27 protein-coding genes are annotated in these 23,781 nt (G+C 65.9%); 9 read left to right on the forward strand and 18 right to left on the reverse strand.

Features of this window, described 5'->3' with window-relative positions:
* Window positions 1-138 precede the first annotated feature (138 nt).
* From QOJ24_RS07330 to QOJ24_RS07355, 6 genes are all read right to left on the reverse strand, one after another.
* A complete protein-coding gene (locus QOJ24_RS07330) occupies window positions 139-780 on the reverse strand; it encodes a dihydroxyacetone kinase family protein (RefSeq protein ID WP_526260326.1) in 642 nt (213 codons plus the stop codon).
* A gap of 3 nt (window positions 781-783) precedes the next feature.
* A complete protein-coding gene (locus QOJ24_RS07335) occupies window positions 784-1,785 on the reverse strand; it encodes a dihydroxyacetone kinase subunit DhaK (protein ID WP_526260327.1) in 1,002 nt (333 codons plus the stop codon).
* Window positions 1,786-1,814: 29 nt separating this feature from the next.
* On the reverse strand, window positions 1,815-2,882 hold the full coding sequence (locus tag QOJ24_RS07340) for an ABC transporter permease (RefSeq protein WP_526260328.1): 1,068 nt from the start codon (window positions 2,880-2,882) through the stop codon (window positions 1,815-1,817).
* Window positions 2,879-3,937: an ABC transporter permease gene (locus QOJ24_RS07345; protein WP_526260329.1), complete on the reverse strand. Its 1,059-nt coding sequence runs from the start codon at window positions 3,935-3,937 to the stop codon at window positions 2,879-2,881. The genes QOJ24_RS07340 and QOJ24_RS07345 overlap by 4 nt, the downstream gene beginning before the upstream one ends.
* Window positions 3,934-5,448, reverse strand: coding sequence for a sugar ABC transporter ATP-binding protein (locus tag QOJ24_RS07350; protein WP_526260330.1), 1,515 nt, complete (start codon window positions 5,446-5,448; stop codon window positions 3,934-3,936). The genes QOJ24_RS07345 and QOJ24_RS07350 overlap by 4 nt, the downstream gene beginning before the upstream one ends.
* A 66-nt stretch (window positions 5,449-5,514) precedes the next feature.
* Window positions 5,515-6,561: an autoinducer 2 ABC transporter substrate-binding protein gene (locus QOJ24_RS07355; RefSeq protein ID WP_526260331.1), complete on the reverse strand. Its 1,047-nt coding sequence runs from the start codon at window positions 6,559-6,561 to the stop codon at window positions 5,515-5,517.
* A 217-nt stretch (window positions 6,562-6,778) separates the two neighbouring features.
* Here QOJ24_RS07355 and QOJ24_RS07360 point away from each other — a divergent pair, with 217 nt between their 5' ends.
* On the forward strand, window positions 6,779-7,555 hold the full coding sequence (locus tag QOJ24_RS07360; RefSeq protein WP_526260357.1) for a DeoR/GlpR family DNA-binding transcription regulator: 777 nt from the start codon (window positions 6,779-6,781) through the stop codon (window positions 7,553-7,555).
* Here the strand turns inward: QOJ24_RS07360 and abmR are convergent.
* Both abmR and QOJ24_RS07370 read right to left on the reverse strand, forming a co-directional pair.
* Window positions 7,530-8,102, reverse strand: a complete 573-nt coding sequence (gene abmR / locus QOJ24_RS07365; RefSeq protein ID WP_526260332.1) for an ATP-binding transcription factor AbmR — start codon at window positions 8,100-8,102, stop codon at window positions 7,530-7,532. The genes QOJ24_RS07360 and abmR overlap by 26 nt on opposite strands.
* Before the next feature lie 77 nt (window positions 8,103-8,179).
* Entirely contained in the window at window positions 8,180-8,383 is a 204-nt protein-coding gene (locus tag QOJ24_RS07370) for a hypothetical protein (protein WP_526260333.1), read from the reverse strand.
* A gap of 71 nt (window positions 8,384-8,454) precedes the next feature.
* Here QOJ24_RS07370 and QOJ24_RS07375 point away from each other — a divergent pair, with 71 nt between their 5' ends.
* Window positions 8,455-9,360, forward strand: a complete 906-nt coding sequence (locus tag QOJ24_RS07375) for an AIM24 family protein (protein WP_526260334.1) — start codon at window positions 8,455-8,457, stop codon at window positions 9,358-9,360.
* Window positions 9,361-9,366: 6 nt separating this feature from the next.
* Here the strand turns inward: QOJ24_RS07375 and dtd are convergent, their stop codons facing one another.
* Together dtd and QOJ24_RS07385 are read right to left on the reverse strand one after the other, a co-directional pair.
* Entirely contained in the window at window positions 9,367-9,798 is a 432-nt protein-coding gene (gene dtd, locus QOJ24_RS07380; RefSeq protein WP_526260335.1) for a D-aminoacyl-tRNA deacylase, read from the reverse strand.
* Window positions 9,799-9,808: 10 nt separating this feature from the next.
* Window positions 9,809-10,444 carry a DUF305 domain-containing protein gene (locus QOJ24_RS07385; RefSeq protein WP_526260358.1) on the reverse strand — a complete coding sequence of 212 codons (636 nt, stop codon included), beginning with the start codon at window positions 10,442-10,444 and terminating at the stop codon, window positions 9,809-9,811.
* Window positions 10,445-10,508: 64 nt separating this feature from the next.
* On the opposite strand from QOJ24_RS07385, the gene QOJ24_RS07390 reads away from it, so the two are divergent.
* Window positions 10,509-12,785 carry a heavy metal translocating P-type ATPase gene (locus QOJ24_RS07390; RefSeq protein WP_526260336.1) on the forward strand — a complete coding sequence of 759 codons (2,277 nt, stop codon included), beginning with the start codon at window positions 10,509-10,511 and terminating at the stop codon, window positions 12,783-12,785.
* 329 nt (window positions 12,786-13,114) lie between these two features.
* Here the strand turns inward: QOJ24_RS07390 and QOJ24_RS07395 are convergent, their stop codons facing one another.
* Window positions 13,115-14,239, reverse strand: a complete 1,125-nt coding sequence (locus tag QOJ24_RS07395) for an adenylate/guanylate cyclase domain-containing protein (protein WP_526260337.1) — start codon at window positions 14,237-14,239, stop codon at window positions 13,115-13,117.
* 23 nt (window positions 14,240-14,262) lie between these two features.
* Here QOJ24_RS07395 and QOJ24_RS07400 point away from each other — a divergent pair, with 23 nt between their 5' ends.
* On the forward strand, window positions 14,263-14,757 hold the full coding sequence (locus QOJ24_RS07400; protein ID WP_526260338.1) for a DNA-deoxyinosine glycosylase: 495 nt from the start codon (window positions 14,263-14,265) through the stop codon (window positions 14,755-14,757).
* Here QOJ24_RS07400 and QOJ24_RS07405 read toward each other — a convergent pair.
* Both QOJ24_RS07405 and QOJ24_RS07410 read right to left on the reverse strand, forming a co-directional pair.
* Window positions 14,754-16,145, reverse strand: coding sequence for an amidase (locus tag QOJ24_RS07405; protein WP_526260339.1), 1,392 nt, complete (start codon window positions 16,143-16,145; stop codon window positions 14,754-14,756). The genes QOJ24_RS07400 and QOJ24_RS07405 overlap by 4 nt on opposite strands.
* Window positions 16,146-16,163: 18 nt before the next feature.
* Window positions 16,164-16,997, reverse strand: a complete 834-nt coding sequence (locus QOJ24_RS07410) for a helix-turn-helix domain-containing protein (protein WP_526260340.1) — start codon at window positions 16,995-16,997, stop codon at window positions 16,164-16,166.
* Window positions 16,998-17,076: 79 nt separating this feature from the next.
* On the opposite strand from QOJ24_RS07410, the gene QOJ24_RS07415 reads away from it, so the two are divergent.
* Window positions 17,077-17,514, forward strand: a complete 438-nt coding sequence (locus QOJ24_RS07415) for a hypothetical protein (RefSeq protein ID WP_526260341.1) — start codon at window positions 17,077-17,079, stop codon at window positions 17,512-17,514.
* A gap of 57 nt (window positions 17,515-17,571) precedes the next feature.
* Here QOJ24_RS07415 and QOJ24_RS07420 read toward each other — a convergent pair whose 3' ends face one another.
* Window positions 17,572-17,748 (reverse strand): hypothetical protein, encoded by a 177-nt coding sequence (locus QOJ24_RS07420; protein WP_526260342.1) that lies wholly within the window; start codon window positions 17,746-17,748, stop codon window positions 17,572-17,574.
* Between the two features lie 190 nt (window positions 17,749-17,938).
* Entirely contained in the window at window positions 17,939-18,106 is a 168-nt protein-coding gene (locus QOJ24_RS07425; protein ID WP_526260343.1) for a hypothetical protein, read from the reverse strand.
* Between the two features lie 136 nt (window positions 18,107-18,242).
* On the opposite strand from QOJ24_RS07425, the gene QOJ24_RS07430 reads away from it, so the two are divergent.
* Together QOJ24_RS07430 and QOJ24_RS07435 are read left to right on the forward strand one after the other, a co-directional pair.
* Window positions 18,243-18,674: a type II toxin-antitoxin system Rv0910 family toxin gene (locus QOJ24_RS07430; RefSeq protein ID WP_526260344.1), complete on the forward strand. Its 432-nt coding sequence runs from the start codon at window positions 18,243-18,245 to the stop codon at window positions 18,672-18,674.
* A 62-nt stretch (window positions 18,675-18,736) separates the two neighbouring features.
* Window positions 18,737-19,204 carry a VOC family protein gene (locus tag QOJ24_RS07435; protein WP_526260345.1) on the forward strand — a complete coding sequence of 156 codons (468 nt, stop codon included), beginning with the start codon at window positions 18,737-18,739 and terminating at the stop codon, window positions 19,202-19,204.
* Window positions 19,205-19,222: 18 nt separating this feature from the next.
* On the opposite strand, the gene QOJ24_RS07440 is transcribed toward QOJ24_RS07435, so the two are convergent.
* Window positions 19,223-20,671 carry a S1C family serine protease gene (locus QOJ24_RS07440; RefSeq protein ID WP_526260346.1) on the reverse strand — a complete coding sequence of 483 codons (1,449 nt, stop codon included), beginning with the start codon at window positions 20,669-20,671 and terminating at the stop codon, window positions 19,223-19,225.
* A gap of 210 nt (window positions 20,672-20,881) precedes the next feature.
* Between QOJ24_RS07440 and QOJ24_RS07445 the strand changes: the two genes are divergently transcribed.
* On the forward strand, window positions 20,882-21,319 hold the full coding sequence (locus QOJ24_RS07445; RefSeq protein ID WP_526260347.1) for an HIT family protein: 438 nt from the start codon (window positions 20,882-20,884) through the stop codon (window positions 21,317-21,319).
* A gap of 5 nt (window positions 21,320-21,324) precedes the next feature.
* On the forward strand, window positions 21,325-21,762 hold the full coding sequence (locus QOJ24_RS07450) for a nitroreductase family deazaflavin-dependent oxidoreductase (protein ID WP_526260348.1): 438 nt from the start codon (window positions 21,325-21,327) through the stop codon (window positions 21,760-21,762).
* Here the strand turns inward: QOJ24_RS07450 and QOJ24_RS07455 are convergent, their stop codons facing one another.
* Entirely contained in the window at window positions 21,763-22,800 is a 1,038-nt protein-coding gene (locus tag QOJ24_RS07455) for an LLM class flavin-dependent oxidoreductase (protein ID WP_526260359.1), read from the reverse strand.
* Window positions 22,801-22,885: 85 nt separating this feature from the next.
* Entirely contained in the window at window positions 22,886-23,722 is an 837-nt protein-coding gene (locus QOJ24_RS07460) for a uracil-DNA glycosylase (protein WP_526260349.1), read from the reverse strand.
* Window positions 23,723-23,781 lie beyond the last annotated feature (59 nt).

Below are 23,781 nucleotides of genomic sequence, written 5' to 3' on the forward strand. Positions count from 1 at the left end.
GCGGAGCGGCGCCGCAGTCGTTCGGCGCGAACCGCAACCTGCTCGTCGACGGCGGGCCAGTCGACCCGCTGTCGCAGACCTCGGCGCTGAGTTCGTCCTACGTCGGCGTCGAACGCGTCGGCTGACATAAGACCTCGATCAGGCTGGGCCGGAGCCGTTTTGGTGCGTCTCGTCGACAGCTCGCCACGATTCAAGGAACCGCAGGAATGCGGTCGCGCCGGGGTCCTGCAGGCCTATGCTGCGTTCCTGAAGCCACGACGCACGGCCACGCCGGGACTGCAGAGCACGGGTGTCGATGACGGCCCGTTCGGCGCCGGCGATCGCAGTTTCCAACCCCGACGTACCGTCGGATGCTTCGTCGAGCGCGTCGGCGGCGGGCATGATCGCATCGAGGATCGTCTTGTCGCCGAGTTGGGTCTTGCCGCGCTGCGCAATGTTGTCACCGGCAGTTCGGATGAAGCTCGCCGCATCCGGCACCGTGATCTCGGCGACGTCTGTCCACGTCTTCGATCCGGCGAGCAGTCCGCCTGCGACCAGAGCGGCCATCGTGGACGGGTTGGCGTTCGCGAACGCCTTCGCGCATTCGCGCGCAATCTGCGCGGGGGTGGCGGAGTCCGGCAACGCCGACACCGCCTCGATGACCGCCTCTGCGCCGAGGGTGACCGTGATCCCGAGGTCGCCGTCGCCCAACGCCTGGTCGAGGTCGCGCAGCTCGTCGGCGTAATTCACCAGTTCCGCGAGGCTCCGCCGGATGCGGTCCTTCAGTTGGTCGGCGTTCACGTGTCAGAATTCCTGGAAGAACGGGGATGATGCGGGCGCGTTCAGCAGGGCCAGCCGCTCGTCATTGAGTGCGAGCAGAGAGATTGAGGCGCCGGCCATTTCGAGACTGGTGGCGTACTCGCCGACATAGCTCTTGGCAATGTCCACGCCGAGGTCGCTGAGCACCGTGTGGGCTCGGCGGTACAGAATATAGAGCTCCTCGAGTGGCGTTGCACCAAGGCCGTTGACCAGGGCGGCCACCCGGTCGCCGGACTTCAGTTCCAGATCGTCGACCAGAGCGGTGACGATCCGGTCGGCGATGGCATCTGCGGTGTCCAGCTCGCCACGGTGAATTCCCGGCTCGCCGTGAATCCCGATGCCGATCTCCATCTCGCCGTCCGGCAGTTCAAAGCTCGCGGAGCCCGTCGTCGGCAGGATTGTCGGGGACAGACCGATGCCCATCGTGGCGGTGTGCTCCACCACGTCCTCGGCCACGGCCGCAACCTGCTCCAGGTTGTCGCCCCGCTCGGCAGCGGCCCCTGCGGCCTTATAGGCGAAAAAGATTCCGGCCACGCCGCGGCGGTCGCCCTTGCGATCCTTGGGTTGGCTGGCGACGTCGTCTCGGCCCAGCACGGTGCGGACCGCGATGTCCTCGAGCTCGGCCTGGTCGGTGGCGAGGTCGAAGTTCAGCACATCGCCGCCGTAGTTGCCGTACAGCAACAGCACTCCCTCGCCCCCGTTGACCGCCGCGATCGCCTCGAAACACCGCTGCGAGCTCGGCGAGCTGAAGACATTGCCGATCGCGACGCCGTGGCACAGTCCCTTGCCGACATACCCCTTGAACAACGGGAGGTGCCCGGACCCGCCGCCGGTGACGATCCCGACTTTCCCGGCGACCGGCGCGTCGGCACGCACCAAGATGCGGAGGTCGTCACCCGGCGTCTTGACCTGATCCGGGTGGGCTAGCAGGATGCCCTCGACCATCTCGTCGACGAAGTGCTCCGGCTTGTTCAGGATCTTCTTCATGTCTTTCCTCTGCGGGTACGGGGTAGGTATCACCGGTCGGCCGCGACCGCAGGGGCCGCGGGAGCGGGTTGTCGTTGTCGTCGACGGCGCCAGCTGACCTGGTCGGCGATCATCACAAGAATCAGGATCACGCCCTGCGCGATCGCGTACTGGTAAGCCGACAGCCGCAGCGCGGTGAAGCCGCTGGCAACGATTTGCAGTGTGAGCGTGGCTAATACGACGCCGAGCACGGTCGCGAAGCCGCCGGTGGGGTTCGTTCCGCCGAGCACGGCGATCACAATGACCAGCAGGACGTAGGACGCCCCATAATCGGCGGACGCGGACGGGTTACGGGCGATGAACAACACGCCGGCCAGACCGCCGAGCAGCCCGGTGACGAGATAGGTGCGGGTGAGCACCGCCCGGCTGCGAATACCCGAGTACACGGCCGCGATCGGGTTGGATCCCTCGAGCTGGATCTTCAGCCCGATCGGGGTGCGGTTAATCAACAGCGCGACGAGTACCGCTGCGAGGACGAAAACGAGGAACAGGATCGGGATTCCGGCCACCGTGGCCTGACCGAGCGCGGTCAGCGTTGCCGGAGAGCCGTAGAGCGTTCGTCCTCCGGTCCACACCACGGCGATCCCGTTGTAGATCTGCATCGTGCCAAGGGTTGCCAGGATCGGGGTGATCCCGACGTAGGCAACGAGGAATGCGTTGACCGCTCCGCCGAGCAGACCCATTGCCAGCCCGGCGAGCACCAGAACGGGGACCAGTTGGTTGGCCAGTGCCGGGTTCGAGCTGTTGATCGTCGTATACAAAGTCGACATCGTGATCGCCGACAAATTGGCGATGTTGACCAGCGACAAGTCGATTCCGCCCGTCAGCATGGCGAGCATCATCGCGATGGCCAGCACGCCGACCTCAGGCGCGGCGAGCGCGAGGTTCTGCAGGTTGATCGGACTGAGGAAGACGCTCGGTCTTAGCGCGGCGAAGAAGATGAAGGCCGCCAGAAGAAGCACCAACATGCGCCCGGTGCCTCGGCTGACGTGAAGCTGTTCGATGAGTTCGGATGTGCGCGTGCCCAAGTCGTCGTTGAGTTGCCGCGGACCTGTCATACGGACATCGCCTCCTGCGTCAGTCCGGGCCCGTCGGCGGCCGGCTGGCGCTTGCGACGCCGCTTGGCTGACACGGCCTGTACGCCGACACCGATGATGAGCAGGGTCCCGACTGCGGCGCGCTGCCACGCACTCGGCACGCCGGCAAGGATCAGGCTGTTGCCGATGACCTGCACGAGCAACACACCCAGGATGGTGCCGAGCACCGAGCCGCGGCCGCCGAAGATCGATGCGCCACCGAGAACCACCGCCGCGATGATGTCGAGCTCGGTGCCCACAAGGTCCTGCGGGCTGGCGCTGCGGCCCATGATGATGTAGATCAGTCCACCGAGCGCAGCCGTCATTCCGACGAGAACATAGAGCAGAATCTGGGCCCGCACCACCCGGAAGCCTGCACGGCGCGCCGCCTCCGCGTCGCCGCCGATCGCGTAGATCGAACGGCCGAACATGGTGCGGCGCAGCATCCAAGCCGTCGCACAGCACAGAAGGACGGCGGGAATCACCATCACGTGCAAGTAGGCACGGCCGCTGGCTGTCGCGACCGAGACCAGGTTCGTAGTCGACAGCCCGGCAATGGCGTCCGGAAGGTCGGCGATGAAGCGCGAACCGACGAACGTCAGCAGGGCGCCCTTGAAGATGCCTTGTGTTCCGAGCGTGACGATCAAAGTCGGCAGCCGGAACCGCGCGATGACGACGCCGTTGATGAGACCGAGCGCTGCGCCGATCGCCAGGGTCAGCAGCACCGCTCCGACGAGTCCGGCACCGAAGGCACCCGCCCCGAACGCCGTCACGGTCGTGTACCCGGCGAAAATCGCGATCGCGGCGAACGAGACGTCGATCCCGCCGGAGATGATGACCAGGAGCACACCCAGCGCGAAGATCAACGGCACGATGGAGCTGCGCACGATCGCGAACAGCGTCGAAACCGAGAAGAAAGCCGGGTTGAGCAGCGACATGAGGACGATGAGGCCGAGCAGGATCAGCGCGAGGATGCCCTCGTTGTTGGGCCCGCGAAGGTTTGGTAGCGAAAAGTGCTGCGGCTGCTTGTTGTTCACGCCGCCATCTTCTCCAGGATGAGGCCGACGTTGATGTCGTCGCTTTCCAGGGTGTGAGATATCCGGCCTCGCCGGACCACCAGCACCCGGTGGCACGCCGCGACGAGTTCGGGGACGTCATCAGAGATGATGATGATGGAGCGGCCGTCGTCGGCCTCGCCGCGCAGGATCTCGAGGATCTCTTCCTTGGAGCCGACGTCGACCCCCACGGTGGGTCCGTTGAGGATGAGGACACGCGGCCTGATGGCGAGCCATTTGGCCAGCACGACCCGTTGGGCGTTACCGCCCGATAGCGAGCGGACCGGTGCCGCGACGCGCGGCGCCTTGATACGCAGGCGATCAAACAACTCGCGGATCGTTGTGCGGGTCTTGCTGTTGTCCAACGTGCCCCACCGTGTTCGGTACCGGTCGAGCGATCCGGCGATGATGTTGTCGCCGATGGCACGGTCCATGAACAGGCCCTGCGTCAGTCGGTCCGCGGGGACGTAGCCGATTCCCGCGTCGATCGCGTCCTGAATCGACTGCAGCTTCACCGGCTTTCCGTCGAGTTTGACGGTTCCGCTGGTGGCGGGCCGGACGCCGAACAGAGCCTCGGCGATCTCGGTGCGGCCCGAGCCGAGCAGCCCTGTCACGCCGAGGATTTCGCCCTCACGGACCGTGAAGCTGACGTCATCGAAGGCGCCTGGCCGGGTCAGTGCCTCGACGTCGAGCACGACCGGAGCGTCGCCCGGGAGGTTACTGACGAGACGTTCCTCGCTGATTTCCCGACCGGTCATGGATTCGCCGATCGATTGGCTGGTGAAATCGGAAGCCGGCCCGGTGACCACCTTGCGGCCGGATCGCAGGATCGTCACCCGCTGCGCGACCCGCAGCACCTCGTCGAGCTTGTGTGAGACGAAGACCAGCCCGACGCCGCGCGTCCGCAGCGTCTCCACGAGCTCGAAGAGGCGGTCGACCTCGCTGTGGGTGAGTGCGGTGGTGGGCTCATCCATGATGATGACGCGCGCCTCGTGCACGACGGCGCGACAGATGGCGGTGAGTTGCCGATCCGCGACCGGCAGGGTTTCCACGTCGGCGTCGAGGTCCAGGTTCAGGCACAGATCGTCGACGATGCGGCGCGCAATCTTGTGCGCGGTGGCGGGCGAGTAGAGCCTCCTGCGTTCGGCGACAGCGCTTGTCAGTGCGATGTTCTCAGCGACGGTGAGGTTACCGAACAGCGAGAAGTCCTGGTAGATCACCTGGATGCCGCTGGTGATCGCCGCTGTGGCGTTCATCGCGCGATGGGCGACGTCGTCGACGACGATCTCACCGGAGTCGGGCCGCTCCGCCCCGGAGATGATTTTGATCAGGGTGGATTTGCCGCACCCGTTTTCGCCTGCGAGACAGTGCACTTCGCCGGGACGGAGGTCGAAGGAGACGCCGTCCAGGGCGGTGACGCCGCCGTAGGTCTTGACGATGTCACGTGCCTGGAGCACCGGCTTGTCTGTGTCCAGTGCGCTCGGCGCTGTCATAAGGAACGCTTTCCGGGCCGGCCCGGCAGGTCACCGCGAGCCGGCACCTTGACGTACGGTGCGGACTCAGAAGTTGTACTGGGACATGGTTTTGGCGTCGGCTTCCAACGCCGCGTCGCCGACGTAGACGTTGTCGTAACCGTCGAGCTTCGTCAGCTTCTCGTAGCCGGGGATGTTCAGGTTCGTGCCTGCTTCAATCGTCTTGCCCTGCGCGAGCATCAACGCGATCTGAAGCTGCGCTTCGCCGGCCAGCGCCGGGTCCCAGAAGAAGATCTTGTCGATCGAACCGTCGGCGAGGTACTTGGACGCAGCCGACGGGATCGACGTGCCCATCACGCAGACCTTGTTTTGCAGGCCGGCCTCCTGGACAGCGCGGGCGATGCCCGGCACGTCATTGCCCGCCGACCCCTGGAAGCCCTTGATGTCTGGGTACTTCGCCAGAACTTCCTTGGCCTTCTCGTAGGCGGCCTGCTCGTTGTCGGTGCTCTCGATCGGGTCCTCGACGCGGGTCATCCCTGGAAATTGGCTGACCTGCATGTCGTGGGCGGCGCCGACCCACTGCATGTGCGTCTTCGCGGTAAGGCCCCCGACGAACTGGACGTATTTGCCCTGCTGGCCCATGCACTGCGCGAGGTTCTGCATGATCTGCCTGCCATAGGCTGCGTTGTCGAACGCTTCGATGTCGATGTTGGCGTTCTGGATGCCGGTGGCCTCGTGGGAGACGACCTTGATGCCTTGGCCGCGAGCCTGGCCGAGAACGTTTTGCAGGGCTTCCGGCGAGTTCGGCACCACGGTGATCGCCGTGGGTTTCTGAGGGATCAGATCCTGGATGATCTGAATCTGCTTCTCCGGGCTGGTGTCATCCGCGCCTTCCTGGCGGGTGTCCACTCCGGTGCGCTTCGCGAAGTTCTCGTCGCCCACGGCCATCCGGTCGAACCAGGAGATGCCCTTGATCTTGACGACGTTGACCATCGTCATGTCCTTCGGGTCCTGTGAAGCCCCGGCCGCGGGGGTGCTGCTACCGCCGCCTCCGCCACCGACCGAACCGCAGCCGGCGATCAGCGTCATGGTCAAGCCCACTGCCCCCAGAAGGGCAATTCGCCTGTGCTGCATATGTCACTCCCTTGTGAACCGCGCATGTTTTTCCCGGGCGCTACCCGGACCCAGACTTGCGTGACATTAAACGTGAACTGCCCGATAATCAAGCAACGATGTGCACGAAAACATGCAGTCAGCGGCGTGTAGCTACACGGAAACGAGTACCGGTGTTTGCTACCGTGTTCTGCGATTCGATGCACCGGGCCGCATCGTCGGAGGGGGTTCGGTGACGATGTCGCGTCGCGCGGACATCATGAACCGTGTTCTGGACCTCGGATTTCAAAGCGTCACCGCGTTAGCCGAGGCCTTTGAGGTTGACGCTTCGACTATTCGCCGCGATCTGGACAAGCTCGAAGCTCAGGGTTTTGTGCGGCGCACGCACGGTGGCGCGCTACCGGTCAGTCCCGTCGAGACGCCGGCGAGCGGCCACGGCCGACACCGCGCAGAGATGGCGGCAATCGGTGCCGCGATGGCCGAGCGAGTGCTGGAAGGCCAAACCATCCTGCTCGACAGCGGCGAGACAACGTTGGAAGTTGCCCGGCACCTGCGACATTCGCGACTGACCGTCGTCACCCACGATCTGCGCGTCGGTTTGGAGGTGGCGACCAAACGCTCCATCAATCTCGTCTTCATCGGCGGGGAACTGTTGCCGTCCGGCTTCGGGATGTGGGGTCCTTCGTCCCTGCAGCAGGTGGAGAACCTGCGTGTCAACGTGGCCATCTTCGGCGCAGGCACGGTGATGGATGACGGCATCTACTCCACCTCGAGTTACGAGATCGAGCTCAAGCGCAAAATGCGGTCAATCGCAAGCGAGGCGTTCTTCGTCGCGGACAGCTCCAAGTTCGGGCGTGAAGCGCTGTTCAAAGTCTTTGGCTTCGAAGACTTCACGGCGGGCATCACCGACGCGATGCTCGATCCCATCCGGGCCGCGCAGCTTCCGATACCCGTCATCCGGGTGCCGGTATCCACACCGGACGCCGTAGCTAGACCTGCGGGCCTTCTGACCTGAGGTCGTCGACGTTGCGCATCGCGTCGCGCAGCTTGGTCAGCCACTCTTCGGTGTGCTCGCCCACCAGTTTGACCGACCAGGCCAGCGCATCGGAACGGGAGCGTGCGACGCCTGCGTCGACGAGGGTGTCCAGCACCTGGCGCTCCTGCTGTCGCAGGCGCGTCATCACCGGAACTGCAATGTGGGTGAACAGGATTCGCTCGTATTGGTCGGTGCCGACCGCTCCAATTTCTACGCCCCAGGACACCTTGCGTCCGTATTTGTCCTGCGCCTCGTCGGCGATTCGCATCCGCTCCGACCGGGTTTCCTCGCGAAACCGGGATGCCCGACCCGATGCGCGGGCTTCGCTTTCCTGCGCCTCGGGCTCCGGCAGCCGACCGATGACGGTGATCTCCTCCCGGTCGACCACCACCGCGGGGTCGCCATCGAACCAGTCGGGCAGGCGCCCGGCGAACCATTCAGCTGCGTCGCTTGCGTCCGGCTGATCGGCCTGCTGCCAGCCGCCTGCGCGACCCGACCGTCGACCATGTGTGTGATGTTGTCTCATGATTACATAATTACACCGTTACAAGCCTGCTGAGACGGCTTTCTCGCACGGCGAAACAGCGACGACTCCCGATCGGCTTAGGTGCGCTTCATCAGGACCGCGGCTCCCCCGCCGACAACCATCCCGACCAGCAGCAGCGCAGCCCAGCCCGCGCCGAAGAACCACCACACAGCAGCCAGCGCGACGAGAGCGGGCGATGCCGCGAACAGCACCATGCCGGGGTGCTGCCTGATGACCGAGAGGGCGCTCTGCGCTCGCACCCGGTCGATTTCCTTTGCCATGTCGCAAGGATGCCAGCGTCGAGACGACGACGGCATAGTGTCGAGAAACCCACAGCACAAAGGAGTGAACCGTGACTGGACCTGGAGTCGGAAGCTGGCAATCGGATCCCGAGGGCCGCTACGAATACCGCTGGTGGGACGGACAGCGCTGGACGGATCAGGTTTCGCACCGCGGTCAGGTCAGCCGCGCTCCGATGGGCGGCGCACCCGGGCCCGGCGGCCAACCGCAGGGCGGCGGGTCAGCGCCACAGGCCCAGGTCCAGCACGGCGGTCCGGCTGCCGGCCAAGCCCCGCAGGGAGACGGCTTCGCAGGCATTACCGGTGATCTCGTCGACGGGCGGTTCAGCGAGAAGGAAGCCAAGCCGATCGCGAACCAGAACTCCAAGCTGCTGCGCGTGCGGCTCGGCGAACCGTTCATGGCGCGCCAGGGGTCGATGGTCGCCTATCAGGGAAACGTGGAATTCTCGTTTGAGGGCGGTGGCGCGTCGAAGTTCCTCAAGAAGGCATTCACCGGTGAGGGATTGCCGTTGATGCGGTGCCAGGGCCAGGGCGACGTGTTCGTCGCAGAGCGGGCCCACGACGTACATCTGTTGAACATCAACAACTCCGGGCTGTCGATCAGCGGAAAGAACGTACTGGCCTTCTCGTCGAGCCTCGACTGGAACATCGAGCGGGTGAAGGGCGGCAGCATCGCAACGGGTGGGTTGTTCAACACGACGCTGCGCGGCACCGGCTGGGTGGCGTTGACGACAGACGGCCCGCCGGTGGTGCTCAATGCCGCTGAGGCGCCGACGTTCGCGGACACCAACGCGGTTGTCGCATGGTCGGCGAACCTCCAGACCCAGCTGAAGACGAGCTTCAAGGCGGGTGCGCTGATCGGCCGCGGATCCGGCGAGGCGGTCCAGGTGTCGTTCCACGGCCAGGGTTTCGTGATCGTCCAGCCTTCGGAAGGCGTGCAGATCACGGCGACGGCATAGGTCGGCTCACAGCTCGAGCTGAACCGTCACCGGGCCGTCGTTGACGAGCTCGACTTCCATGTGTGCGCCGAACACGCCGGTCTCGACGTGTGCGCCCAACGCACGCAGCGCGTCGGCGAATGCGTTCACCAGTGGTTCGGCGACGGCGCCGGCTGCGGCCGCGTTCCACGTCGGGCGCCTACCCTTGGTGGTGTTGGCATACAACGTGAATTGGCTGATGACGAGGATCGGCGCATTGACGTCGGCCGCCGATCTCTCGTCATCGAGAATCCTTAGCTGCCAGAGCTTTTCGGCCAGCCTCTGAGCCTTGCCTACATCGTCGTCGTGGGTGACCCCGACGAGCGCGAGTAGCCCCTGACCGTCTGGGTCGATGGCGCCGACGACGACGCCGTCGACGGTCACGGACGCCGACGTGACGCGTTGAACGAGGATGCGCACGGCGACGACGCTACAGCGTCTCGAGGATGCCCTTCATGGTGTCGATCTCCTGCTGCTGGGTCTTGACGATCGCGCGGGCCAGCTCGACAGCGGGCGCAAACTTCCCGTCCTCGATCTCGGTCTGCGCCATGGCGATTGCACCCTCGTGATGGGTGATCATGCCGGTGAGGAAGAGCCTGCCGGCCTCGACGCCGTTCGCGTTCTTCAGCGCCGTCATCTCCTCGTCGGACATCATCCCCATCCCGTCGCCGGACATCCCTTCCATGTCGTGACCGCCGTGGCCTCCTTCCGTGGCCATCGGGGGCATCGGAGGGTTGCCCCACTGGTCGAGCCAGTCCTGCATCTGCTTGATCTCCGGTGCCTGCGCCGCCTTGATGTCGGCGGCGAGATCGGTCACCCGCGGATCGATGCCGCCTTTGGCGAGTACGACGTCGCTCATCCCGACCGCCTGCTCGTGATGCGGGACCATGTGTGAGGCGAACATGACGTCGGCGTCGTTGTGATCGTCGGCGGCCGCCTGCGCGGTCGCCGACGTCGACGTGGCGTGGCCCGACTGCTCTGGTCCTGAGCCACCGCCACTACAGCCTGCCGCGATCACCAGTGCCGCGGCGGCGCCCGCCACGGCAAGAATCGTCCGTCTCCACATCACGTTGGCGTTCCTTCCGTCGTCTCCTTTTACCTATACCCCCTACGGGTATAGACTGGCAACCATGTCCCGCGCCGCCGACACCACCGACCGGCACACGATCACCCTGGCCATCAGCGGAATGTCATGCGCCTCGTGCGCGGCGCGTATCGAGAAGAGGCTCAACCAGGTGGATGGCGTCGTCGCGACCGTCAACTTCGCCACCGAACAGGCCTCGGTCGAGTTCCCGGCCGGCGTCGAGGCGGACGACCTGCTGGCTGCCGTCGGAGAAACCGGTTACACCGCAACGCTACCCGCGGGCGAGGACCGGTCCGCGTCCCCAGACGATGCCGACGCGACTAAACGGTGGCGGCGTCGACTGCTGATCTCGGCCGTTTTGACCATCCCGGTGGTGCTGATGTCGATGGTGCCGGCGTTGCAGTTCGACTACTGGCAGTGGGTTGCCCTCGGCCTCGCCAGCCCCGTCGTGCTGTGGGGCGCGTGGCCGTTCCACGTGGCCGCGTTCACCAACCTGCGGCACCGCGCCGCGACGATGGACACACTCGTCTCGGTTGGCGTTGTCGCCGCCTACCTCTGGTCGCTATGGGCGCTGCTCTTCACCCACGCAGGCGCGCCCGGCATGACGATGACGCTGAGCCTCTTTGCGAACAGCGACGGCGGCGCGCATCTCTATCTGGAAGTGGCCGCGGCGGTCACTACCTTCATCCTTGCCGGTCGCTACTTCGAGTCGCGCGCCAAGCGGCAGTCGGGTGCGGCGCTGCGGACGCTGCTCGACATGGGCGCAAAGGACGTCGTTGTGCTGCGCCCTGGATCGGCCGAAACACGCATTCCCATCACCCAACTCGTGGTCGACGACGTATTCGTCGCGCGCCCCGGCGAGAAAATCGCCACCGACGGCGTCGTGGTTTCCGGTACCTCGGCTGTGGACGCTTCGATGGTGACCGGTGAGCCCGTGCCCGTCGAGGTAGGTCCCGGTGACCATGTCGTCGGCGCAACAGTCAACGTCGGCGGACGGCTCGAGGTCCGCGCGACCCGCGTCGGCTCGGACACCCAACTCGCCCAGATCGCCCGTCTGGTCACCGAAGCGCAGGGCGGCAAGGCCGAGGTGCAGCGGTTGGCCGATCGGATCTCGGCGGTCTTCGTGCCCATCGTCATCGCGCTGTCCCTGTTGACACTCGCTGCCTGGTTGGTCATCGACGGATCACCCTCTGCCGCATTCACCGCCGCCGTCGCCGTCCTGATCATCGCGTGCCCGTGCGCCCTTGGGCTGGCGACGCCGACCGCGCTGCTTGTGGGAACCGGACGTGGCGCGCAGTTGGGCATTCTGATCAAGGGTCCGCAGGTCCTGGAATCGACCCGACGAATCGACACCGTCGTGCTCGACAAGACCGGCACGGTGACCACCGGCCAGATGACCTTCGCGTCCATGCATGCGGTCGACAAGGCTACCGACGCCGAAATGCTGCGGCTGGCAGGCGCTCTCGAGCACGCGTCGGAACATCCCATTGGCCGCGCCGTGGCAACACGTGCCGCCGAGGCGGGCCCACTTCCACCGGTGACCGAGTTCGAAAATCACGGCGGCAGAGGTGTCACAGGGGTCGTCGAGGAGCGCGAACTCGCCGCCGGACGATACAGCTGGTTGCACGACGAACGGACACTGAACGCGCCCAACGCACTTCGCGCTGCCGCCGACTCGGCCGAGGCCGACGGAAAGACGGTCGTGTGGTTTGCGGTGGACGGTCAGATCCTCGCGATCATTGTCGTTTCCGACACCGTCAAGGCGACGTCGCCCGCCGCCATCGCCGAACTGCGCGGCCTGGGCCTGACGGCTGTGCTGCTGACCGGCGACAATCGGCGCGCCGCGGACGCCGTCGCGCGGCAACTCGGGATCGACGAGGTGATCGCCGAGGTGCTGCCCGCCGAGAAGCTCGACCACATCAAGCGATTGCAGAGCCAACACAAGGTGGTCGCGATGGTCGGCGACGGTGTCAACGACGCCGCCGCGCTGGCTCAGGCCGACCTGGGCCTGGCGATGGGCACCGGAACCGATGTCGCGATCGCTGCCTCCGACCTGACGCTGGTGGGCGGCGATCTGCGCGCGGCGCCGGACGCCATCCGGCTGTCTCGCGCGACACTGCGCACGATCAAGGCCAATCTGTTCTGGGCATTCGCCTATAACGTCGCCGCGCTCCCGCTGGCCGCGCTCGGGCTGCTCAATCCTCTGATCGCCGGTGCTGCAATGGCGTTCAGTTCGGTCTTCGTCGTAACCAACAGCCTGCGGCTGCGTCGGTTCACGCCATCCCGGCGAAACGAGACCGCCGTTAAACGGCCTCCTTCATGAGCGGCCTGCAATAGGCGCAGAGATCCATGCCGAGGGCGGGATATCCGCACGCGGGACAAATTGAGGATTTAGTCAACAACTCCGAAGCGGACGCGATTGGCGTGTCCGATTTCCGATGCGTGCGGACGTCTGGCAGGTACATGATTCCGACCCTTTCCTCCCGACGGCCACTGGCTACCCCGTGATCTTGTTATTAACACTTGTGTTACCGCCTTTTTTTGGAAACTCACTCCGAGTTTGAGTTCAACGGGGCAAACGATTCGGAAGTGACTGATGTGAAGCGCATCCGCCCCCGCATAAGGCGCCGGACCCTTCGCTGACTCGCGGCCCTATTCCGCGTCCCCAGTGCGGGCCCGAAACAACTTGACCTCGCCCTTGACGCCCTTCACATGCCGTGCCCCGGCAAAAGACCAGGTGAACTGGTCGGATTCGCCGATGAGGTCGTGCACCGACTCGGCGACCAGCACCGTTCCCGGGCGAGCTACCGCGGTCACCCGGCTGGCGAGGTTCACCGGGCTGCCGAACCAGTCGCCGGCCCTACGCACCGCGCTGCCCGCGGCAAGCCCGACGCGCAACGGCGGTAAGTCCGCCTTCTCGGCGGCCACCAACAACTGCAGGGCGGCGCGCAGCAAAGCCGCCGCGTCGGTGCTGACGAACATCACCGCGTCGCCGATGGTCTTGATGAACCCGACAGGCGGCGACGCGACGTCGCGGGCAAGTCCGGTCAACCGGTTGGCGAGGTTCTCCAGCTCCTCCGGCGGGACGGCTTCCCCCAACCGGGTGAAGTCGACCAGGTCGGCGAAGCACACGGTCACTTCACGCGCCCCCGGCAGTCTCCCGGCAGCCCGCTCGGCCACACTGACCGCCTCGGTCTCCAAACCATGCCGAAGCTGCAACCGCAGAACGCCCTCCGCCAGTGGCCCGAGCAACGGAGAGGCGCGTTGCACCAGTTCGCCGTAGGCCTTGGCGATCTGCAATTCCGAAGCGCCCGGCTCGATCACCGTTTCCAGCACGACTTGGCGCATCACCTCGGCGGCCTGCGCCATCCCGTGTCCGAGCACACGTGCGACGGCGATCACCTGCTCGCGGGTGAGTCCCACATCGATGAACATCCGTGCCTGCGCCGCAGCCTCCGCATCGGCCCGCAGGTGAACCGCCGCGTCGGGATCGTCGACCCGCGGCAGTCCGAGTGCCCGCTGCATCGCCTCGAGGAGTTCGGGGTCGATGCCGGTGGCCTCGCAGATTTGTCGCGATGACACGTAGACGCCGTCATCACCGACGACGCGGCCTGCAGGCATCAGCATCGGTGCGAACTCGGAGCTGATGTGGCGGAGGGTGAAGCCCTCGGCGATCAGCCACTCGATCAGCTCGGCGCGTTCGGCGCGTGCCTCCCCTTCGAGACCGTCGAGCAGGCCCGCATCCTCGATGGCGTCGATATCGATGTCGTCAGGCACCGCCTCAACGTATACCTGTACCCATGTCGGGGCCGTTGCTTGAGGGTCTGCCGCCGATTGTCGACGGCCGTGCGCGCCTCCTCATTCTCGGCAACATGCCCAGCGTGATGTCGCTGGCGGCGCAGCAGTATTACGGCAACCCGCGCAACGGATTCTGGCGCATCACCGGTGACATCTTCGGATTCGATCCCACGTCTTCTTACTCCGAACGCACCGAGGCGCTGCGCAGCAGAGGTGTCGCGGTGTGGGATGTGCTGCGGGCGTGCCGCCGTGTTGGCAGCCTCGACTCGGCCATCGAGTCGGACAGCATGGTGGCCAACGACTTCGGCGCGTTCTTCGACGAGTATCCCGCGATCGATCGCGTGTTCTTCAACGGCGCCGCGGCAGAGAAGAACTTCCGTCGCCTCGCCGGCGTCGACCGGCCGCTGCGCTATCGCAGGCTGCCGTCCACCAGTCCGGCGCAGACCATGCGCGTCGAAGACAAGCTGGCGGCCTGGCGAGAAGCGGTCGCCGGTTAGGACACCGGCGGTCTGCGCTGCGCCCACGGCCGCGCCTTCTCGATCTGCGCGCCGAGCGACAGCAGGGTGGCCTCGTCGAATGGCCTGCCCACAAGCTGAATCGACGTCGGAACGCCGTCCTCGTCGAGACCCCACGGCACGACCGCGGCAGGTTGTCCCGTCCCGTTGAACATCGCCTGAAACGGCACTCGCTGCCCGACCAGCGTCAGCGTGCTCACCGCGCCACGTCGCTGATACGCACCAATGCGCGAGGGCCCAGCGGCCGTACCCGGTGTGATGACCACGTCGACGTCGTCGAATATCGACAGAACACGTTGAGCCAGTCCGGTTTCCGCCTTCCTGACCGCTGCCATCCGCCGGTCGGAAATCAGCCCGCCGATGCGGGCCATCGCGCGGGTGCGCCGTTCGAGGCGGTCCTTTCGCGGCAGCGACTGCACGTCGTCGTGGACGCCGCGGAAGTAGCGCGGCAGCAAGTGACCGTAAGCCGCGCCGGTCGGATAATCCGGATCACGGCTGATGACATTGTGGCCGAGTTGTCGCAGCAGTGCGCCCGCGTCGTCAAGGGCCGCCCGCTGCGCTGTGCCCACCCGTGCAGTCAGCATGGGTGGGACCTTGGCGCTCAACGCGATTCGCAACCGCCCGGGCCCACGACGGGCGGCCGCGAGGAAACTGCCTTGCGGAGCAGGCGTCGTCGACGTCACATCCAGAAACAGGGCGGCGTCCTCTACCGTTCTGGCCATCGGGCCGTTGACCGACAGGCCGTTCCACGCGCCGTCGTGCGGTGCCAGCGGAACCCGGTCGCGCTGCGGCTTGATCCCGAACAAGCCACACCAGGCGGACGGGATCCGGATCGACCCCATGCCGTCGGAGCCCAGTGCCATCGCCGCCAGGCCCGCGGCGACCGCGGCACCGCTGCCGCCACTGCTGCCTCCTGGTGTGCGGTTGGTATCCCACGGGTTTCGCGTCGCGCCGAACGTCAGGGTCTCGGTGAACGACCAGAGCATCATTTCAGGCACAGCGGTCTTGCCGACGATGACTGCGCCCGCCGCACGCAGCCTCCTTACCACCTCGGCGTCGTCGGTCTTGGCGGGCCCGTAGGCGTCGGTGCCGTATGTCGTGACCTGACCGGCGACGTCGACGTCGTCCTTGATCGCGATCGGCACGCCCAGCAGTGGCAACCGCTCGCCGGCGTCGAGGCGAGTCTGCGCGGCGGCGGCCTCCCGGCGCGCCGAGTCGGCGAGCACGACGCGGTATGCCCGCAGTTGGGGATCCAACCGTTCAATGCGGTCCAGGTAGACGTCGAGCAGCGCGGGTGCAGTAACGGCGCCCGCAGCAAGGAGGCGCGCCTGTTCGGCGGCACCGGCGAACGCGAGTTCGGTGGTATCCACCCGCGGCAGCGTAACGCCCTAGCTGCCGTGGGCGTCGGCGTATTCGCCGGGCGTACTTCCCAGCATCGACCGGAAGTCGTTGATGAAATGCGCCTGGTCGTACCAGCCGAGGCGGACCGCGAGATCGGCGAAGTCGGTATCGGGGTCGCGCTCGATCTCCAGTGCCGCCTGCTGGAGCCGGTACCGGCACAACACCCATTTCACCGGTACGCCGACATAGCGCCGGAACACCCGCTGGGTGGTGCGGGCACTCCACGGCGACAGCCGCATCACCTGCTCGACGCGATGCAGACGATCGTCGTCGCGGATCCGCTCTACGAGGGCGCTCAGCGATGTGTACGTCGTATCCATCTCGCCAGCGCCGGCCGCGATCGCGTCGTCCAAGCCTGCTGCGGCTGACGTGACGTCATCCTTGAGAGCTATTGGCGCGCCGAACAAATCGGCGTCCACCGTGACGACCCGCCCGGTCAGTGCGGCAGCGTCGCGGTCGAAACGCGCGGTGAAACCGCCGGGCCGGAACCGGGCGCCGACAACGGTGCCGCACTCGCTGATCGTGGTGCGAAACACCCTGTCGACGACTCCGTGCACGAGCGTGTTCGGCAGAGCAAAACCGTGGCGCGGGGTGTCGCTACCCCATTCATGGGTGAGGTGCAGCGACGGAAAAGTGATCACGGTATTGGTGTGCGGTTCTCGACCGCGCAGGTCCCAGTCCACCGACCAGAAGTGCTCGACAAACCGGGCCGCCGACTTCGAAGGCGCCCACCGGTCGAGGTCGAACAGCGGGGTGGACGCGGCACGGCCGACCACCCCGCGCAAAGGTGGGTCCTGCGCTTCTTCCTCCCCGGCGGCCACACCGTCCAGGTTACGAAGGTTTCCGACCGGTCGGACATACCGATGACCCAGACGGTCGCCTGCCCTAACCTCGATCCCTATGTCATTCGCACGTTCTGTGATCGGGTCGTCCGTGTTGGCCGCGGCGACGCTGATCTCCGCCGCCCTTGTCGCCGCCCCCGCGGGCAGCGCCGGCGTCGATTGCCCCTCCGGTTGGGACTTCGGGCCGTCATTGAAGCTGCTGCAGAGCGACGGCTGGAAGGTGACGGTCACGACCGAGGGCCGCAGTGTCGGCGGTGCGGCGGTCGCCATCCCGCCCAACCAGGGTGTGCTGTGGCGCGGCACCGGGGAGGGCGGCAGCGACGGCATGACCGTCGCCTTCGGCCTGGGCTTCGACAATGGAAAGGTCCTGCACTACACCGGCGTCATCGACCCGGCCACCGGATCTGTGACCGGCGAACGTCCCGACGGTGTCACGTGGCAGAGCACCGGCAGCATGCGGTGCATCGGCGGAGCGGACGCGCTGCCGCCGGCCTAGCCCATCTGGTCGCACAGAAAAGAGGGCACCCGTTTCGGATGCCCTCTTCGCGTGTCGTCAGCGGCTGTGCTGAACGGTCATGTCGACCTGCGGCACATTTACCTGCTGCTGGATCTCATGAATCCAGTCGTGGTGGATCTGGTCAGCCTGGGCCGGCGCGGCGAAGCCGAGGATTGCGGCGGCTAGGCCGGTAGCGGCGAAACCGGCGATTCCTGCGAATCCGAACTTCTTCATTTCAGTGCCTTCTTCTCGTATCTCTGTGGGCTCTCTTCTGTGCCCTCTGATGGTGTAAACAGCCAGGTCAGGAGGTTAATTCCGGTGGCAGAAATTGATCGGCGGTTGGCAGGAATCGCTGCCCGACGCGAAGCCCGGACACACGGAAAAGGGCACCCGTTGCCGGGTGCCCTTTTGGTCGGTGCGTTCGTCAGTGGCTCTGGTGCACACCGGTGTCGACGTGCGGGACAACGGCGCTCTGATGGATGTCGTTGACCCAGTCATGGTGTCCGATGTCGGCGTTGGCCTGGCCCGCGAAGCCGAGGACAGCGGCCATCAGGCCGGCGGCTGCGATGGTGGCTAATCCGAGATTCTTCATTTCAGTGCCTTCTTCGTTCTCTCTTGGTTCTCTTGTGCGAACCTTCTGGTGGTTTAAACACCGAGGTCAGGACGATAATTCCGCTGGCAGCAATTGATGGACCGATGGCAGTAATCGCCACATATACGATTCCTGGATGGCCAAACTCGAGTTATCTCGCAGCCTGTCGATGACAGCCGAGGACGCGTGGGAGCATGCGTCTGATTTCTCGACGCTGGGCGACTGGCTCTCGATGCATCAGGGCTGGAGAGGTGAGCTGCCCGACGAGCTCGAAGTCGGGACGACGCTCGTCGGTGTCGCCGGGGTGAAGGGAATGCGCAACCGGGTCACCTGGACGGTGAAGGAGCTGGACGCGCCAACGCTGTTGGCAGTCACCGGCGAAGGCGTCGGCGGCACCAAATACGGGCTGAAGATGACAGTCAAACCCACCACATCGGGATGCGACTTCACGGTGAGAATCGACCTGGGTGGCCGCCCACTGTTCGGGCCGATCGGCGCGACCGCCGCTCGATTGGTCAAGGGCGACATCGAGCGTTCGATCGAGAAGTTCGAGCAGCTCTACAGCTGACGCGCCGCGGCTGGCGCAAAATTCCAATCCTGCGCAGGGGCCCGGTCGCCAAGCTGACGGACATGACTGTCAAACCGATTCCCGAGGGCTACACCAGCCTGACCCCGTTCCTGTGCGTCGACGGCGCTGCTGCCGCGATCGACTTCTATGTGTCCGTGTTCGGCGCCACGCTCGTCGACCGAATGGACGGTCCCGACGACACTGTCGCCCATGCCGAGCTGGATTTCGGCAACGGTCGACTTCAGCTGTCGGACCCCAATGACGCGTATCAGATCGCCGCGGCCGACCCGGTTGCGCCCGCGACCCACTCGGTCGCGCTGTACTGCGAGGACACCGACGCCGTTGTGAAGAGCGCCGAGAAGGCCGGCGCCACGATCCGCGAACCCGCGCAGACCTTCGTCACCGGCGATCGCTTCGCGTCGATCCTCGATCCATTCGGCCAGCGCTGGACGGTGATGACGCGCGTCGAGGACATCTCGCCAGAGGAACGCGACCGGCGGATGGCCGAGTGGGCCAAGGAGAATGCCTGACCCACCCGGCTGCCAGGTTTACGTCTGCGACTGTCCGAGCGTCACCTGGACCGTCTGAGGCGCACCGGAGGCGTTCGTGTACGTCAGCGTCACATTGTCGCCAGGCGCCTTCGAGCGCACCGCCGCAACCAGTGCGTCGGCGCCGTCGATCGGCCGGTCGTCGACCTTCGTGATCACCACACCGCTCGGCAGACCCGCTGCCGCTGCCGGACCGTCGGCGACCACGTCGGCGACCGCCGCGCCGTGCGCGCCGGGATCCTGTGTCAGCTGAACACCCAACGAAGCGTGTGTGACGTGACCATTGGAAACCAATTCATCGGCGATGCGCTTGGCCTGATCCGCCGGGATCGCGAAGCCGAGGCCGATCGAGCCACTCTGCGCGCCAGATGATTCCGGGCCCCCGCCGCCCATCGACGCGATCGCCGAGTTGACGCCGACGAGTTCGCCGTTCATGTTCACCAGCGCTCCGCCGGAGTTGCCGGGGTTGATCGCGGCGTCGGTCTGTATCGCGTTCATCACCGAATGCTGGCCGGTGCTGCCGTCGCCGGTGCTGACCGGCCGGTCCAACGCGCTGATGATGCCTGTGGTGACGGTGCCCTCCAGGCCGAGGGGCGATCCGACGGCCACGACATTCTGGCCGACCTTCAGATCCTTCGAGGATCCCATCGTGATCGGCGTCAGGCCCGAAACCCCCTGGGCCCGAACGACCGCGATGTCATCGTCCGGGTCGGTGCCGACGACAGTGAACGGCACGGTGTTGCCGTCGGAGAAGGAAACCGTCGCATCCGGATTCTGACCGGACGGTCCCTGCTCGCCCGGCGACGACTCGTCGCCTTGCCCGGGCAGTCCGTGCAGACCGGGAAAGCCCCCATCGTCCTGCCCACCGAGAACGCTTGACGCCTGGTCGGCACCCGGTCCACTGAGCGCCGCGACGACGTGATTATTGGTCAGGATGAGACCGTCGGAACTCAACACGATGCCTGATCCCTCTTCGGCGCCCTGTCCCATCTTGATCTGCAGCTTCACCACGCTGGGCAACACTTTGGCTGCGACCTGCTCGACCGAGCCGGACGGCGCCGCCGCCGCGACAGGCTGGTTCGGAGCGGGTGCCGCTGCGGTGGCAGCGGTAGCGGCGCTGTTGGCAGCCGACAGGTCGGAGTGGTTCACCAACACCGCGGCGCCGATACCTCCGGACACCACGGCGACCGCCGCGGCCCCGACCACAACCGTGCTGGTTCGAGAGCGCTTGCGCATCACAGGGATCGGCGTCGTTGGGGTCGAATCATGCTGATTCGCAGCGCTATAGGGGCCATGTCCCGGTAACGGCTGTTGCGATGCGTAGCGCCAGTCATACGGCTGGCCATAGCCGCCCTGCGGCGGGATGCCCGAATACTGCTGGCTCACAGGTTGGCTCGGGCTCGATGGACGGTTGGACCGGCGCAGCGAGTACCGCGATTGCTTTTTCATGGAGTGGTTTCTTCCTTTGGCTTTTCAGAGCAAAGTGGTTAGCCACACTGTGCACTGCTTCACTGAGACCCGACTGAGAGGAAGATCTATACAGTCCAAGACTTTTGGCCTGTGGCAGCGATCACAGTCGCTCAAACCGGGTGGTAATGCCGGTGCCACAAGCAAAAGGGCGACCCGATCAACGATTTTCCGAGGGGTTAGCCTAACGGGATGTCTTGTGTGTTCTGCGCCGTCGTGGCGGAAGAAGCCCCAGCAATCCGGATCTACGAGGACCACGATTATCTCGCGATCCTCGACATCCGTCCGTTCACCCGCGGCCACACCCTAGTCATTCCCAAACGCCATTTCGTCGACCTCACCGACACCCCACCAGAGACCTGCGCCGACCTGGTGCGCGTCGGGCAGCGCATCGCCAAGGCGGCGCGCCAGTCCGGGTTGCACGCGGACGGCAACAACATCGTCATCAACGACGGCAAGGCGGCGTTCCAGAGCGTGTTTCACATTCACTTGCACGTGCTACCGAGGCAGTCCGGCGACAAGCTGTCGTTCGCCAAGGGCATGCTGCTCCGGCGCGATCCCAACCGCGAAGAGACCGGTCGCATCCTGCGTGATGCATTGGCCGGTCTCGATGCCGCACAACAAGATTGATAGTCATGGCATCACTTGTCCAGAGAGCGTTCGGCAGTTACCTGCGCCTGCACGACACCGTCTACCAGCGCACCAACGGCTGGATCGGCCATCGAATGATGGTGCTGCCCAGCCTGCTGCTGCACACCGTTGGCGCCAAGACCGGCAAGGCCCGCACCACGTCGCTGACCTATGCCCGCGACGGTGACGATTATCTGGTGGTCGCATCCAACGGCGGCTCTCCGCGGTCGCCCGGCTGGTACCACAACGTGAAGGCAAATCCAAACATCGAAATCAATGTCGGGCCAAGACGTTTCGCGGTAACGGCGGCGCCGGTGCTGCCGGGCGACCCGGACCGCGACCGCCTCTGGAAGATCGTCACGAAGTACAACAAGTCGTACAACGAATATCAGAAGAAGACCAGGCGGCCGATTCCGATCGTCAGGCTGACCCGGAAAGCCTGATCAGAACAACTCTTTGGCGAGCAGTTCCAGCGTCTTGACGCGTGCCGGTGCGGTTGCCGGATCGGTGCCGCGCCGGGCCGACGCCACCGGATGCACCATCACCTCGTCGACGTCGAATTCGTCGGCCAGCGCACGCACCTGCTGTGCGGCCTCGGTCGGATCGCCGACGACGGCCCGACGCAGCCCGCTGTCGACCACCGCCTGCTCCTGCGGAGTCAGCCGCTTCTGTTCGGCATCCTCGACGAGGTCGACCGGTCCGAGCAGCTGGCCGGTGCGCAACCGGGCCATCATCTGCAGATTCGGCAGCAGCGATGCCATTGCCTCGTCATGGGTTTCGGCCACCGCCGCGTTGACGGTGAGGAAGGTCACGGGCTCGGCGGCCCGGTCGCTCGGTCGGAACTCCGATCGGTAGACGGCCAACGCCTCCGCGGTGCCCTGTCCCGAGAAGTGATGGGCGAACACATACGGCAGCCCCTTGGCCGCAGCCAGATGCGCCGAGTACAGCGAAGAGCCGAGCAGCCACATCCTCGGTTCGCTGATCGCGGCAGGCGTCGCCTTGAGGATGTAGTCCTGCTGCGGAATGGTGACGCGCACACCGCTTGCGCTCATCATCGCCACGACGTGGTCGAGATATTCGGGGAACTTGTCGATATCGCTGTCATCCCGACCACCGGCGTTGCGCAGCAGATACGACGTCAGCGGATCGGAGCCCGGCGCCCGGCCGATGCCCAGGTCGATCCGGCCCGGGTGGGCCGCTTCCAGCAAGGCGAACTGTTCGGCGACCGCCAGCGGCGCGTGGTTCGGCAGCATCACACCACCGGAGCCGAGGCGGATCTGCGTGGTGTTCGCGGCAAGATGGGCGATGAGGACCGGCGGGCTGGTCGCCGCCACCGATGGCATGTTGTGGTGTTCGGCCAACCAGTAGCGGGTGTATCCCAACTGGTCGGCGGTCTGCGCGAGCTGAGTGGACGCTGCTAGCGCATCCGACGTCGACTGGTCGGTGCGCACGGGTACGAGATCGAGAACGGAAAGCCGCATATGGGGGTCAACGCCAGACATCACGTCCGCGTTCCCGCGATTTCGGCGCGCTAATCGACGCTGAGCGCACGTAGACGCGCCGAAATCACTCAATGCCGGCCAGGGCGGCGGCCTTGCCGAAGACGTCGTCGAGCATCTGCGGGGTGAGCTTTCCGGTGAAGGTGTTCTGCTGGCTCGGGTGGTACACGCCCATCAACGTGACCTCGCCGTGCGGCGTGCGCAGAGGGGCCGTCGCACCGTGCCCGAATTTCGGCACCGGTCGGGCATGCGAACCTCCGGCCACACGGACCATGTCCAGCACGGCCCGCCATGCGAAGCCGCCCAGCGCAATGACGACCCGTACGTCGGCCCCGACGAGGCGCCACTCGGCGTCCAACCACGGCGCGCATGTCGCACGCTCGGCAGGTGTCGGCGCATTCGCAGGCGGCGCGCACCGGACTGCCGCGGCGATCCGGGTGTCGGTGAGCATCAGCCCGTCCGCGGCGTCGACGCACAGCGATTGGTTGGCTAGGCCCGCCCGGTGCAGGGCCGCGAACAGGAAGTCGCCGGACCGGTCGCCGGTGAACACCCGCCCGGTCCGGTTGGCGCCGTGCGCGGCGGGCGCCAGGCCGACCACCATCAGCCGTGGTCGTGACGCACCCCAGCCCGGCGCGGGCCGACCCCAGTACGGTTCGCCCGCATACGACTTCCGCTTCTCGACCGCGACCCGTTCACGCCATTCGACCAACCGCGGGCACGCCCGGCACACCGACACGAGGGCGTCGAGTTGATCGACCGATTCCACCGCGTCGGCCATGGCGGTCACCTGCGCGGCAGAGTCGGCCACGGCCGTCGCCTGCGTCGCCAAGTCACCGGGCCAGCCTGCGCCCGCGGGCACCGGCGATTCGAACCGCTTGCCCGTGCGGGGATGGGCCACCTTCACCGCTCCACTGTGCCTGCGCGGCAGAACCGCTCGCCGACCGGGGCGGGCCGCTGTTAGAT

The organism is Mycobacterium sp., assembly GCF_032159775.1.
In the GTDB taxonomy this organism is placed as follows: domain Bacteria; phylum Actinomycetota; class Actinomycetes; order Mycobacteriales; family Mycobacteriaceae; genus Mycobacterium.

Bases quoted from the DNA above. Each gene is read 5' to 3' on its own strand.
- QOJ24_RS07335 (WP_526260327.1), bottom strand. From the start codon at position 1,785: ATGAAGAAGATCCTGAACAAGCCGGAGCACTTCGTCGACGAGATGGTC.
- QOJ24_RS07340 (WP_526260328.1), bottom strand. From the start codon at position 2,882: ATGACAGGTCCGCGGCAACTCAACGACGACTTGGGCACGCGCACATCC.
- QOJ24_RS07350 (WP_526260330.1), bottom strand. From the start codon at position 5,448: ATGACAGCGCCGAGCGCACTGGACACAGACAAGCCGGTGCTCCAGGCA.
- QOJ24_RS07355 (WP_526260331.1), bottom strand. From the start codon at position 6,561: ATGCAGCACAGGCGAATTGCCCTTCTGGGGGCAGTGGGCTTGACCATG.
- QOJ24_RS07360 (WP_526260357.1), top strand. From the start codon at position 6,779: ATGTCGCGTCGCGCGGACATCATGAACCGTGTTCTGGACCTCGGATTT.
- abmR (WP_526260332.1), bottom strand. From the start codon at position 8,102: ATGAGACAACATCACACACATGGTCGACGGTCGGGTCGCGCAGGCGGC.
- QOJ24_RS07370 (WP_526260333.1), bottom strand. From the start codon at position 8,383: ATGGCAAAGGAAATCGACCGGGTGCGAGCGCAGAGCGCCCTCTCGGTC.
- QOJ24_RS07385 (WP_526260358.1), bottom strand. From the start codon at position 10,444: ATGTGGAGACGGACGATTCTTGCCGTGGCGGGCGCCGCCGCGGCACTG.
- QOJ24_RS07390 (WP_526260336.1), top strand. From the start codon at position 10,509: ATGTCCCGCGCCGCCGACACCACCGACCGGCACACGATCACCCTGGCC.
- QOJ24_RS07400 (WP_526260338.1), top strand. From the start codon at position 14,263: ATGTCGGGGCCGTTGCTTGAGGGTCTGCCGCCGATTGTCGACGGCCGT.
- QOJ24_RS07415 (WP_526260341.1), top strand. From the start codon at position 17,077: ATGTCATTCGCACGTTCTGTGATCGGGTCGTCCGTGTTGGCCGCGGCG.
- QOJ24_RS07420 (WP_526260342.1), bottom strand. From the start codon at position 17,748: ATGAAGAAGTTCGGATTCGCAGGAATCGCCGGTTTCGCCGCTACCGGC.
- QOJ24_RS07425 (WP_526260343.1), bottom strand. From the start codon at position 18,106: ATGAAGAATCTCGGATTAGCCACCATCGCAGCCGCCGGCCTGATGGCC.
- QOJ24_RS07430 (WP_526260344.1), top strand. From the start codon at position 18,243: ATGGCCAAACTCGAGTTATCTCGCAGCCTGTCGATGACAGCCGAGGAC.
- QOJ24_RS07435 (WP_526260345.1), top strand. From the start codon at position 18,737: ATGACTGTCAAACCGATTCCCGAGGGCTACACCAGCCTGACCCCGTTC.
- QOJ24_RS07440 (WP_526260346.1), bottom strand. From the start codon at position 20,671: ATGAAAAAGCAATCGCGGTACTCGCTGCGCCGGTCCAACCGTCCATCG.
- QOJ24_RS07445 (WP_526260347.1), top strand. From the start codon at position 20,882: ATGTCTTGTGTGTTCTGCGCCGTCGTGGCGGAAGAAGCCCCAGCAATC.
- QOJ24_RS07450 (WP_526260348.1), top strand. From the start codon at position 21,325: ATGGCATCACTTGTCCAGAGAGCGTTCGGCAGTTACCTGCGCCTGCAC.
- QOJ24_RS07455 (WP_526260359.1), bottom strand. From the start codon at position 22,800: ATGCGGCTTTCCGTTCTCGATCTCGTACCCGTGCGCACCGACCAGTCG.